Raw genomic sequence first — 11,773 nt, 5'->3', positions numbered from 1 at the left:
ATGACGGGATGCGGTTCCTGTCGATCCAGTCCTCGGTGGCCTACGGTCACGTCGGCAACTCGGCGGCGGTCTTCCCGCTGCAGCGGCTCGGCCACGAGGTGTGGCCGGTGTTCACCGTCGTCTTCTCCAACCACACCGGGTACGGCGCCTGGCGCGGCCCGCTGCTCCCGCCCGACGACGTGCGCGACGTGATCACCGGCATCGAGGAGCGCGGGGTGCTGCCGACGTGCGACGTGGTGCTCTCGGGCTACCAGGGCGGCGCCGGCATCGCCGAGGTGATCGTCGACGCGGTGGCGCGGGTGAAGGCGGCCAACCCGGCGGCGACGTACACCTGCGACCCGGTCATGGGCAACGCCAAGTCGGGGTGCTTCGTCGACCCGGCGATCCCGCCGATCATCCGCGAGAAGGTCGTGCCGGTCGCCGACCTGATCACCCCCAACCAGTTCGAGCTCGGCTTCCTCACCGACACCTCTCCCGGGTCGCTCGAGTCGACCCTGGAGTCCGCCGACCTCGCGCGGGCCATGGGTCCGTCGTCGGTGCTGGTGACCTCCGTCGAGCGACCCGACGCCGCCGCCGACACCATCGAGATGCTCGCCGTCGAGGGTGACTCCGCCTGGATCGTGCAGACGCCGCGGCTGCCGATGAAGGCCAACGGCTCCGGCGACCTCACCGCCGCCCTCTACACCGCCCACCTGCGCTCGACCGGTTCGCCGGCGGACGCACTCGCGCGGACGGCGTCGTCGGTGTACGCCGTGCTGCTGGCGACGCTGGAGTCGGACGAGCGCGAGCTGCGGCTCATCGCCGTCCAGGACGCCATCGCCGAGCCTGCGTGCGAGTTCGAGGTGCGGCAGGTCCGCTGACCTCGTCAGCACGGCTGGCCGTGGGCGTTTGTAGGTCAACAACTGCGAGTCACAGTTGGGCAGGCGAGTCGGAGGTCGTCACGCCTGTTGTTGTCTGCGTCGCCGTCGATGTGGTCCAGGACCAATGTGAGCGGCAACCCCTGCCACTGGGTCCCACCGGCACAGATGGCGCACACGCCCCCCCTTGAACAGCAAGGACGTGGGACCGGATGTAGTGCTGGGCGCGCGAGGACGTCGTCCCCTCACCAGTCTCCCACCAGCGCGCGAGCAGCACACGCTGATTCGACGCCATCTGGCAGGAGTTTCTGCAGAAGGCGCGACCTCGACGGCCGCTGCTCTCGCGACCGCAGCCGCGACACTCGAATTCAGGCATTGGTGCAAAGTAGGGACAGCCGCTGACATCGAGCCGCGTGTCAGGATTGAACTGACGACATTTCGCTTACAAGGCGAATGCTCTACCACTGAGCTAACGCGGCGGATCCACGTGTGGACGCGGAGCCACATCGTAGGCGAGCGCGGAGTCGAGTGCTCAGAAGGCCTCCAACTTGAAGCGAACTTGAGGTCACCCGTCACAATGGGAGCATGGTCCTCACCATCGGCGAGCTGTCGGCGAGATCGGGCGTCGCGCCGAGCGCGCTGCGCTACTACGAGTCCATCGGGCTGATCGAGTCGGTGCGTACGACGGGCAACCAGCGCCGGTACGCGCAGCCGACCCTGCGCCGGGTGGCGTTCGTCAGAGCCGCCCAGCAGGTCGGGCTCAGCCTCGACGAGATCACCGACGCGCTCAGGACCCTGCCGCAGGGACGCACACCGACCAAGGCCGACTGGTCGCGGCTGAGCAGCAGCTGGCGGCAGCGGCTCGAGGACCAGATCGAGCGGATCGAGCGGCTCCGCGACCGGCTCGACGGCTGCATCGGCTGTGGCTGCCTCAGCCTCAAGACGTGCACGCTGAACAATCCCGGCGACGAGGCTGCCCTGCGTGGACCCGGCGCGGCCTTCCTCGAGCCGACCGGTCGCCGGCGCGGCCGCTAGCCGAGCCCGCGAGGCACTAGCCTCGACACGTGGCCCTCCGCTTCGTGGCGAACAGGCCCGACCCCGCGATCGTCTCGCTCCCGTGGTCGGTGCCGCTGGAGAAGTGGACCGACGAGTTCGTCGTCCCGCTCCCCCGCGGGCTCTCGCGACACGTCGTCCGCATCGTCCGGCTGGGCGCCAAGACGTATGCCGTCAAGGAGACCCAGGAGCCGATCGCCTTCCGGGAGTACACGATGCTCCGCGACCTCCAGCGCCTCGGCCTGCCCAGCGTCGTCCCGCAGGCCGTGGTCACCGGCCGGGTCGACCCCGACGGCGAGCCGCTGCCGACGGCGCTGCTGACCCAACACCTGAGGTTCTCGCTGCCCTACCGCTCCCTCTTCGCGCACGGCATGACCGCCGAGCACCTGCCCTCGCTGGTCGATGCGATCGTCGTGCTCCTCGTCCGCCTGCACCTGTCCGGCTTCTACTGGGGTGACGTGTCCCTGTCCAACGTCCTCTTCCGCCGCGACGCGGGCGCGTTCGCGGCGTACCTCGTCGACGCCGAGACCGGCGAGCTCCGCCCCCAGCTCAGCGACCAGATGCGCCGCAACGACCTGACCGTCGGCACCGAGAACATCTTCGCCGAGCTGCTCGACCTCCAGGCCAGCGAGAACCTCGACGCCGAGGTGGAGGCGCACGAGATCGTCGAGATGCTGGCGGAGAGGTACGACGCGCTCTGGGCCGAGCTGACCGTCGAGGAGGAGTTCCCTGCCGAGGAGATGTGGCGCATCCAGCAGCGCATCGAACGACTCAACGAGCTCGGCTTCGACGTCGAGGAGCTCGACATCGTGACCGACTTCGACGGCGACAAGGTCCGGCTGCAGCCTCGGGTCGTGGAGCTCGGCCACCACCAGCGCGAGCTGCAGTCGCTCACAGGCATGCTCGTCGAGGACAACCAGGCGCGCCGGATGCTCAACGACGTCAACAGCTACATCGCCCACTTCGGCCTCGACGGTGAGGACCGCCAGCTCGCGGCCAGCCGCTGGATGACCGAGATCTACGACCCCATCATCTCGATGGTGCCTCCCGAGGCGCGTGGCAAGCTCGAGCCCGCCGAGATCTTCCACGAGATCCTCACGCACCGGTGGTACCTCTCCGAGCGCGCCGGCGCCGAGGTCGACATCTTCGACACCGCGCGGGACTACATCGCCACCGAGCTCTGGAGGAAGCCCGAGGAGGCGATCACCTCGGCGCCGGCGATCCGGCCGTCGATGGATCTCGAGGCCTGACACACCCTCGACCACCGAGGACTAGGACGACGGGGACGTGCGGGGAGTGCCGATGTCAGTGGGGTCGGCACTGTCGTCACCGCCGTCGATGCCGTCGAGCTCGACGAAGTCGCCGACCACGAAGAGACCGTCGGTCCGCAGGGTCACTCCTTGGAGGCCGATCGGGCGACCGTCACGGTAGGTGAGCAGGGTGACGTCGGCCGAGCGCCGCGGCTTGCTGCCCAGCGCGATGGCGTACGCCGCCCCGCCGGTCGTGCCGGTGGTGTAGCTGTAGCCGATCTCCCCGTCGGGGCCGAGGAACTGCTCGGGTCCCTTCGGCACGTGCAGGTGGCCGCCCACGACGAGGTCGACGCAACCGCGCTCGAGGGTCTGCCGGCCGAGGTTCGCGTCGTGCACCAGCAGCGTCGCCACCCGCTCGGAGGTGGCGCAGACCGCGTCGGCGAGCCGCTCCCCCACCTCGGTGAAGGACAGCCCCGTCTCGTCGCGCCAGCTGCCCAGACCGCTCGAGCGCGGGTCGTCGACGCCGAAGAGGGTCATCCCACCGGGACCCTCGACGAGCTCGCCGTCGAGCATCGTCCAGCCCAGGTCGGACAGGTACGACGCGACGAAGGGACCGTTGTCGTGGTTGCCCGCCACGCCGTACCGGTCCAGGTCCAAGAACGCCTCGTTGAGCGAGTCGAGGCTGAACGCCTCCCACTCCGCACCCGTCGAGGTGTCGTCGCCCGCGTCGAAGACGGCGGTCGCGCCGCCGCGGTCGGCGATCGCGCGGGCGACCCGGTCCATGCCGATGTTGTCGTGGCGGTCGGAGACGAGGACGACGACGGTCTCGTCGTCCGCGGGTTCGCGGAGGGCGAGGAGCGCAGCGTCGTCGGCGGCCCGGTTGTAGAAGTCGAGGCTCTTGTCGTAGGTGTCCACCGCGCTCTCGACCAGCCGCCGGGTCTGCGCGGTCGTCACGTCGCCGCGGATCTGGAGGGCCTGGACCTCCTCGGGCAGCGGGACCTCGGGCCCGAGCCAGTCCGCGATGGTCTGCCACTCCAGGTTGTCGGAGAGCTGGGGGTCCCTGTCCGCCCACGGCTCCCAGATCACGAGGCTGGTGGTCACGACCGCGACGCCGAGGCCGAGGTAGAAGGGGTTGCGCAGCCGGTGGGTCAGCTCGCGACGGCGTCGCCTGCCGAGCAGGAACCACATCCCCACCGGCACCAGCCCGAGAGTGCCGCCCCTCAGCGCCGCACTGACCACCATGTCGCGCAGCGCTGCGGCGACCTTGGCCTTCTGGCCGTCGGGCTGCGCCGCGATGACGGCGTACCTCTCGATCAGCGCCTCGGTCGACTCGGCCTCGGTCTTGCCGAGGTAGACCTCGACCCCGAGTCGCGCTCCCGAGGGGAACCGGACGTCGGGCAGCACCGGCCCCGGCAGCACCTCGACCCAGCCCGACGTGGTGGGCCGCAGCACGGCGTCGTGGCTCGCCAGCACGAGGGACCGGCTGCTGTTGAGGAAGATCACCAGACCGAAGAGGAAGGTCAGCACCACCCAGATCCCGGTCCACGCGAGTGCACGCACCAGCAGCTTGACGCGACGGCGCGTCAACAGCCGCCGACGGGGCCGCGGGGAGTCGGGCATTCCTTCACGTTAACGACGCGCCCAGCGCCCGACGGCCGGAACGCTCGGATCAGCCCAATGATCAGCCCAGTGATCAGCCCGGTGATCAGCCGTCGGATCCGGCGCGGGCCCGGGAGACGGCGTACAGCGCGATGGACGCCGCGACCCCGGCGTTGAGCGACTCGAGCGAGCTGGCCATCGGGATCGAGATGAGCTGGTCGCAGGTGTCGGCGACCAGTCGCGACAACCCCTTGCCCTCGGACCCGACCACGATGACGAGCGGGCCGTCGGCCCACCCGCTCGCGATCGCGTCGGGCAGGGTGGCGTCGCCGTCGGCGGCCAGGCCGATGACCATGCAGCCCTCGTCCTGGTAAGCCTTGAGCTGGCGCACGAGGTTGACCGCCTGGGCGACCGGCGTCCGCGCGGCCGCCCCCGCCGACGTCTTCCACGCCGAGGCGGTCATGCCCGCCGCCCGGCGCTCCGGGATCAACACGCCGTGGGCGCCGAAGCCGGCCGCGGAGCGCACCACGGCGCCGAGGTTGCGTGGGTCGGTCACGGAGTCCAGCGCCACGACCAGCAGGGGCTCGCCCTGCGCCGCGGCGGTGTCGAGGAGATCGTCGGGGTGGGCGTACTCGTACGCCGGGATCCGCGCCGCCAGCCCCTGGTGCACCGCGCCGGCCGTCATCCGGTCGAGCTCGGTGCGGCTCACCTCGAGCAGGCCGACGCCCCCCTCCGCGGCCAGGGCGAAGGCCTCGCGGAGCCGCCCGTCACGCTCGGCGCCTTCGGCGACGTACAGCCCGTTGACCGGCACGCCGGCGCGCAGCGCCTCCACGACCGGGTTGCGCCCGGCGATCCACTCGGCGTCCGAGCTCTTGGTGGTACGACGCTTGGGCCGGGCCGACTGGTCGCGCTGCGCGCGCGCCACCGCCTTGTGGGCCTTGTGGTAGGGCCGGTCCTTGGCCTTCGGCGTAGGGCCCTTGCCCTCGAGGCCGCGCTTGACCCGTCCGCCCGACCCGGCGGTCGGCTTCTTGGCGGTCTTGCGGATCGCGCCCTTGCGTTGCGAATTGCCTGCCATCAGGTCTCAAGACTCCACTTCGGTCCCTCGGGGGTGTCCTCGATCGCGATGCCGGCGGCCTTGAGCCGGTCGCGGATCACGTCCGCGCGGGCAAAGTCCTTGGCGGCCCGCGCCTCCCCTCGCTCGGCGAGCAGGCCGACGACCAGGGCGTCGACGGCCGAGGTGAGGCGGGCGTCGTCGCTGCCACCGGTCGAGCCCCATGCCGGGTCGGCGGGGTCGAGGCCGAGCACGTCGAGCATCGCGCGGACCTGGCCGGCCACGCGGCGTACGCCGTCGTCGTCGCCGTCCGTGAGCGCCTTGTTGCCCTCGCGGACGCAGTCGTGGATGGCCGCCACCGCCGCCGGGGTGCCGAGGTCGTCGTCCATCGCGGCCACGAAGACGTCGGGCAGGTCGGTCGCTGCCTCGTCCGCGCCGGCCCGGTCGAGGAAGCCCTCGATCCGGCGGAAGGCGCCCGCGGCGTCGTCAAGCGCCTCGAACGAGAACTCCACGTGCGAGCGGTAGTGGGCGGCGACCATGTAGTAGCGCAGCTCGATCCCCCGCACCCGCTGGAGCACGGCGGGGATGAGCAGCGAGTTGCCGAGCGACTTGCTCATCTTCTCGCCCGCGGTGGTGATCCAGGCGTTGTGCAGCCAGTACGACGCGAACGGGTGACCCGCCGCGCGCGACTGGGCCTGCTCGTTCTCGTGGTGGGGGAAGCGCAGGTCGACGCCGCCGCCGTGGATGTCGAACGCCGGGCCGAGGTACTTGCCCGCCATCGCGGAGCACTCGATGTGCCAGCCGGGCCGGCCGGGACCGTAGGGGCTCGGCCACGCGGCCGTCTGCGGCTCGGTCTCCTTCTTCCAGCCCTTCCACAGCGCGAAATCGCGCGGGTCCCGCTTGCCGCGCGGGTCGGCGTCTCCGGCGGGCTCCATGTCCTCGACCTTCTGCCGGGTCAGCTCGCCGTACGCCGGCCACGACCGGACATCGAAGTACACGTCACCCGAGCCGTCCTCGGCGGCGTACGCGTGCCCGCGGGCGATCAGCTGCCCGACGAGCTCGAGGATCTCCGGGACGTGGCCGGTGGCGGCGGGCTGGTAGGTCGGTGGCAGCACGTTGATCGCGTCGAGCGCCCTGTCGAGCTCGCGGCCCATCAGGTAGGCCACCTCGAACCAGGGCCGCCCCTGCGCCTCGCCCTTGGCCAGGATCTTGTCGTCGATGTCGGTGACGTTGCGGATGAAGGTGACGGCGTAGCCCTGCCTGGTCAGCCAGCGTCGCAGCACGTCGAAGTTGACCGCCGACCGCACGTGCCCGACGTGCGGCTCCGACTGGACGGTGAGACCGCAGACGTAGATGCCCGCCCGGCCCTGCTCGAGGGGGACGAAGTCGCGCACCCCGCGGGTCGCGGTGTCGTACAGGCGGAGACTCACCCGGCGGAGTCTAGTGAGAGCGAGGTCGTCGCCCCGCATCGTTGCGACCCGGGTTTGTGACTCCTGGGACAGATGTGACGTCGCGGGTTATCGTCTCGTGTGCGCGCTCCTCCCCCTGCCGCCGGTCTCGTGACGACCCTGCTGCTGACAACCCTGCTGCTGGCGACGCTTCCCGCGCAGTCCGTTGCCGTGGCCGCCCGGCAACCGCAACAGACTCCGTCCGAGGTCTCGCTCACGAGGTGGGACAGCGCCGCCGAGCTCGCCGCCGGCAAGCCCAGGGGCGTCACCGTGACCGGCGACGCGCTCACCCTCGACGCGCCCGCGCCCGGCCGGGCCCGCCTGGGCGCGACCACGTACGAGACCGGCCGCTGGCGCTCCCCCTGGGTCGACAGCGGCTTCGCCTTCGACGAGCTGGTCGCCTCCTGGGAGGCGACGACCACCAAGCGCAGCTGGATCGCCGTCGAGGTGCGCGGCCGCGCCACCGACGGCCGCCGGTCGAGCTGGGACACGCTGGCCCGCTGGGCGACCGGCGACAAGCGAGTACGTCGCACCACGCTCTCCGGCCAGAAGGACGACCTCGCCTCGGTCGCCGTCGACACGTGGCGAGCGCCGGCCGGACTGACCCGCTGGCAGCTCCGCGTCACCCTGGCCCGCAAGGCCGGCACGAAGGCGGCGGTCGGTGTCGAGTCGCTCGGCGCCGTCACCTCCGCAGCCACGCCAGCCGGTCCGACCAGCGCCCCGGGCGTCGGCCGCGGCGTGGTGCTCGACGTGCCGGCGTACTCCCAGATGACGCACCGCGGTCACTTCCCCCAGTGGGGCGGCGGCGGCGAGGCGTGGTGCTCACCGACCTCGCTGGCGATGGTGCTCGGCTACTTCGGCGCCCTGCCGCCCGCCCCGTCGTGGGCGCTTGCCGGGGATCCCGATCCGTGGGTCGACGCCACCGCGCGCGCGGTCTACGACCACGGGTACGACGGCACCGGCAACTGGTCCTTCAACGCGGCGTACGCCGCCGCCCGCATGCGTCCCCTCGGCGGCAGCGCCTTCGTGACCCGCCTGCGCGACCTGACCGAGGCGGAGCAGCTCGTCGCCGCAGGGATCCCCGTCGTCGTCTCGATCGCCTTCGGGAAGGGCGGGCTGACCGGCGCCCCGATCTCGTCGAGCAACGGCCACCTGCTGGTCGTCGTCGGCTTCACGAGCACCGGCGACGTCGTCGTCAACGACCCGGCGGCGACCTCGAACGCCACCGTTCGCCGCACCTACTCACGCGCCCAGCTCGAGCGAGCCTGGCTCGACGCCTCCGGCGGCACGGCGTACGTCGTCCACGACGCTGCGCACCCGCTGCCGGCGAGCCCCGGCAACTGGTAGGCAACTGGTAGGCAACTGGTAGGCAACTGGTAGGGGCACACCGATCGGGGGACTAGCCTCGCCCGATGGCGCCACCCGACGACCTCCGCGGTGACGCGCCCCTGCTGGATGCCTATCTGACCCACCTGGACGCCGGCCGCACCCCCTTCACGATCCCCGGCCACAAGGGCAGGGCGGACTGGCTCGACGCCGGCCTGGCCCGCGCGCTGGCGGGAGACGTGCCGCTCTTCGGCGGACTGGACGACGTGAAGCAGACGGCCGGGACCCTCGCCGACGCCGAGGCGCGGGCGGCCCGGCTGTGGGGAGCGGAGTGGTGTCGCTTCTCCACGGGCGGCGCGACGCACGCCAACCAGGCGTTGTGCCTGGCGCTGGGCACCCCTGGTGACCGGGTCGTCGTCGCCCGGACCGCGCACCGGTCGACCTTCGTGGGCCTCGCGCTGGCCGGGCTCGAACCGGTCTGGGTCGCGCCGCGGATCGACCCGCGCAGCGGCGTACCTCTGGGACTGGAGGCTGCCGACGTCGCCGGGGCGATGGCGGCCACCCCCGGCGCGCGGGCGGTGCTCGCGGTCGAGCCCGGCTACCTCGGCACCGTCTCCGACGTCGCCGCGCTCGCCGGCGTCGCGCACGACCACGACGTGCCGCTCGTCGTCGACCAGGCTTGGGGGGCCCACCTCGGGTTCCACGCACGCGTCCCGCGGCACGCACTCGCGCTCGGCGCGGACGCGATGGTGACCAGCGCCCACAAGGCCTGGCCTGCCTACAGCCAGGGCGCCCTCGCCCTCGCCCGGACGGAGCGGCTCGACGCCGCCCGTCTCGAGGCGGGCTTCGAGGCCGGCAACACCACGAGCCCGGCCGGCGCGGTCCTGGCCGGTCTCGACGGCGCCCGGGCGCTCTTCGCGGCCCGCGGCGAGGAGCTCCTCGGCGCCCTGCTCGGACGGCTCGACGACCTGCGCGACAGGCTGACCGCCGCCGTGCCAGACCTCCGCGTCCTGGGTCCCGCCGACTTCCCGGCCGGGCGCTTCGACCCGGCCAAGCTCGTGGTGCTGCTCCCCCCCACCGGCGCCGACGGGGTCCTCGTCGAGCGCGACCTCGTCGCCGCGGGCGTACCCGTCGAGATGGCCGACCGCGACACCCTCGTCGCGATGGCCACGGTGGCTGACGACGACGAGACCCTGGCGCGCCTCGAGGCCGCGCTCGTCGCCGCCGTACGCCGCCACGCCGGTCCGCCCCGCGCGCCCGTCCCCGCCCTGAGCTGGCAGGTCCGCCCCCAGGTGGAGCTGTCGCCGCGCGAGGCGTTCTTCGCCGCGTGGCAGGCCCTCCCGTGGCGGGACGCCGCCGGCCGGGTGAGCGCCGAGCTGGTCGCGCCGTACCCGCCCGGCGTGCCGGTGCTCGCCCCCGGCGAGCTGGTCACCCACGAGATCCTCGAGGGCCTGCGGGCCGCCAGAGCGAGCGGCACCCGCGTCGCCTACGCCGCCGACCCGACCCTCGAGACGCTGCGCGTCGTGCGCTGACCCCGGTCACCGCGGTCTAGGAGGTCGTGAAACGACCCCGGTGGTCGAGACCCCGACCGTCAGGTCGCGGTGAAGTCGATCTCGTGCAGACCGGTGGCGCCGTCGGGGACGACGTCGCGCTGGACGCTGGTCTGCCAGTCGCCGCCCTTCTCCTTGGCGCGCACCCGCAGCAAGTGGTCGCCGGGAGAGACCTCCAGCGTCGCCGCCCACTGCACCCACGTGTCGTCGGTCGGTACGCCGGCGAGCCGGGCCGGCTGCCAGGCACCACCGTCGAGGGCGACCTCCACGGCCTCGACCCCGACGTGCTGCCGCCAGGCGACGCCGCCGACCTCGACCTGGCCGGCGGCCACCTCGGTGCCCGACCGCGGCACGTCGATGCGCGAGGCCAGCTTGACGGGGCCCTGCTCGCTCCACCCGCGCTCGGTCCAGTACGCCGACACGTCGGCGAACCTCGTCACCTCCATCTCCACGACCCATTTGCACGCCGAGACATAGCCGTAGAGCCCCGGCACGATCGTGCGCACCGGGAACCCGTGCTCCAGCGGCAGCGCCTTGCCGTTCATCGCCAGCGCGAGCATGGCGTCGCGCCCGGGATCGGTCAGGGCGGCCAGCGGGGTGCTGCAGCTCCATCCGTCGTCCGACGTCTGGAGCACGCAGTCGGCGCCCTCGAGCGGCGCGGCCAGGGCGAGGATGTCGGCCAGCCGCACCCCGCTCCACCACGCGTTGCCGATCAACGAGCCCCCGACCGGGTTGGAGACGCAGTTGAGGGTGATCCAGGCCTCGGTGATCTGCCGGTCCATGAGGTCCTGGTAGGTCAGCACGATCTCCCGCTCGACCAGGCCGTGGATGCGCAGCTGCCAGTCGTCGGGGTCGAGGGTCGGGATCGCGATGGCGGTGTGGATCAGGTAGAACTCGTCCGCCGGCGTCTGCCACGACGACACCCCGTCCAGCCCGATCCTCGCCTCCGCTGGGACCCGCGGTCGCGTCACGCCGTCGAGGCGCAGCAGGTTGCGGGTCTGCTCGACGTGCCGGCGGCCACGGCCAAGGAACCGGCCCAGGACACCGCTTCCGATCGCGACCGCGCCGAGCACGCCGGCGCGCAGGAGGAACGTGCGCCGCTCCTCCCCGAAGCCGGGTCCGCCCGGCTCGAGGGGCGACGAGGGACTGCCCGTCGCGTGCTCGCGCAGCCGCCGCAGCGGCTCGGTCAGCAGGTTCAACGCGATGAGCCAGGTCCCGAACCCGGCTGCGAGAGGGAGCACGTCCCACGCGGTCGCGCCGGGACGGGTGAGCACCGCCGCCAGGCCCAGCACGGACAACCCCGCGAAGACGGCGAGGCCGAGCAGCCACGCCCGTCGCGTGAGCAACCCGGCCACGAGGAACAACACCACCAGCAGTCCGAGGATGGTCGTCACCAGCACCGGCTTGTCCCAGTGGCCGAGGGTCTGGATCGCCCACTCGGCCAGCTTTCCCGGCGTCAGCCGGATGACGGCCTCGGCGACCGCCACGACCGGCGACTGGCGCACGGTGAGCGCCAGCGCGGCGGCGTAGCTGACCGCCAGTCCGGCGAGCCCCGCACCCAGGCCCGCAAGCGCCCAGAGGGCACGGGAGTCCCTTGGATGCGGCGCCGTGGTGCTCATGAGGACATTCTCCCTCAGGC

General features: G+C 72.3%; 9 protein-coding genes and 1 tRNA gene. 5 read left to right on the top strand and 5 right to left on the bottom strand.

Annotated elements, in window-relative coordinates; all coding sequences use genetic code 11:
- Positions 1 to 8: 8 nt before the first annotated feature.
- Positions 9 to 860, top strand: a complete 852-nt coding sequence (pdxY, locus tag ABD295_RS13505) for a pyridoxal kinase PdxY (protein WP_344304276.1) — start codon at positions 9 to 11, stop codon at positions 858 to 860.
- A gap of 404 nt (positions 861 to 1,264) precedes the next feature.
- Here the strand turns inward: pdxY and ABD295_RS13500 are convergent.
- A tRNA-Thr gene (locus tag ABD295_RS13500) sits at positions 1,265 to 1,336 on the bottom strand.
- A gap of 106 nt (positions 1,337 to 1,442) precedes the next feature.
- Between ABD295_RS13500 and soxR the strand changes: the two genes are divergently transcribed.
- Both soxR and ABD295_RS13490 read left to right on the top strand, forming a co-directional pair.
- Positions 1,443 to 1,892 (top strand): redox-sensitive transcriptional activator SoxR, encoded by a 450-nt coding sequence (gene soxR, locus ABD295_RS13495; RefSeq protein WP_344304275.1) that lies wholly within the window; start codon positions 1,443 to 1,445, stop codon positions 1,890 to 1,892.
- Positions 1,893 to 1,921: 29 nt separating this feature from the next.
- Positions 1,922 to 3,160, top strand: a complete 1,239-nt coding sequence (locus ABD295_RS13490; protein ID WP_344304274.1) for a DUF4032 domain-containing protein — start codon at positions 1,922 to 1,924, stop codon at positions 3,158 to 3,160.
- A gap of 21 nt (positions 3,161 to 3,181) precedes the next feature.
- On the opposite strand, the gene ABD295_RS13485 is transcribed toward ABD295_RS13490, so the two are convergent.
- The 3 genes from ABD295_RS13485 to cysS form a co-directional block, all read right to left on the bottom strand.
- On the bottom strand, positions 3,182 to 4,780 hold the full coding sequence (locus ABD295_RS13485; protein ID WP_344304273.1) for a metallophosphoesterase family protein: 1,599 nt from the start codon (positions 4,778 to 4,780) through the stop codon (positions 3,182 to 3,184).
- 85 nt (positions 4,781 to 4,865) lie between these two features.
- Positions 4,866 to 5,834: a 23S rRNA (guanosine(2251)-2'-O)-methyltransferase RlmB gene (gene rlmB / locus ABD295_RS13480; RefSeq protein ID WP_344304272.1), complete on the bottom strand. Its 969-nt coding sequence runs from the start codon at positions 5,832 to 5,834 to the stop codon at positions 4,866 to 4,868.
- Positions 5,834 to 7,240 carry a cysteine--tRNA ligase gene (cysS, locus tag ABD295_RS13475; RefSeq protein ID WP_425574072.1) on the bottom strand — a complete coding sequence of 469 codons (1,407 nt, stop codon included), beginning with the start codon at positions 7,238 to 7,240 and terminating at the stop codon, positions 5,834 to 5,836. Before cysS ends, rlmB begins: the two co-directional genes overlap by 1 nt.
- A gap of 99 nt (positions 7,241 to 7,339) precedes the next feature.
- On the opposite strand from cysS, the gene ABD295_RS13470 reads away from it, so the two are divergent.
- Together ABD295_RS13470 and ABD295_RS13465 are read left to right on the top strand one after the other, a co-directional pair.
- Complete coding sequence (locus tag ABD295_RS13470; RefSeq protein WP_344304270.1) at positions 7,340 to 8,605, top strand: peptidase C39 family protein; 1,266 nt, start codon at positions 7,340 to 7,342, stop codon at positions 8,603 to 8,605.
- 65 nt (positions 8,606 to 8,670) lie between these two features.
- Complete coding sequence (locus ABD295_RS13465; RefSeq protein WP_344304269.1) at positions 8,671 to 10,116, top strand: aminotransferase class I/II-fold pyridoxal phosphate-dependent enzyme; 1,446 nt, start codon at positions 8,671 to 8,673, stop codon at positions 10,114 to 10,116.
- A 59-nt stretch (positions 10,117 to 10,175) separates the two neighbouring features.
- Here ABD295_RS13465 and ABD295_RS13460 read toward each other — a convergent pair whose 3' ends face one another.
- Entirely contained in the window at positions 10,176 to 11,753 is a 1,578-nt protein-coding gene (locus tag ABD295_RS13460) for a molybdopterin-dependent oxidoreductase (protein WP_344304268.1), read from the bottom strand.
- Positions 11,754 to 11,773: the final 20 nt, after the last annotated feature.

It is taken from the genome of Nocardioides bigeumensis (assembly GCF_039531755.1).
Classification (GTDB): Bacteria; Actinomycetota; Actinomycetes; order Propionibacteriales; family Nocardioidaceae; genus Nocardioides; species Nocardioides bigeumensis.
This window is presented reverse-complemented; position numbering and strand designations above follow the sequence as displayed.

Coding starts and splice junctions, on each gene's coding strand:
- pdxY (WP_344304276.1), top strand. CDS start 9: ATGCGGTTCCTGTCGATCCAGTCCTCGGTGGCCTACGGTCACGTCGGC.
- soxR (WP_344304275.1), top strand. CDS start 1,443: ATGGTCCTCACCATCGGCGAGCTGTCGGCGAGATCGGGCGTCGCGCCG.
- ABD295_RS13485 (WP_344304273.1), bottom strand. CDS start 4,780: ATGCCCGACTCCCCGCGGCCCCGTCGGCGGCTGTTGACGCGCCGTCGC.
- rlmB (WP_344304272.1), bottom strand. CDS start 5,834: ATGGCAGGCAATTCGCAACGCAAGGGCGCGATCCGCAAGACCGCCAAG.
- ABD295_RS13465 (WP_344304269.1), top strand. CDS start 8,671: ATGGCGCCACCCGACGACCTCCGCGGTGACGCGCCCCTGCTGGATGCC.
- ABD295_RS13460 (WP_344304268.1), bottom strand. CDS start 11,753: ATGAGCACCACGGCGCCGCATCCAAGGGACTCCCGTGCCCTCTGGGCG.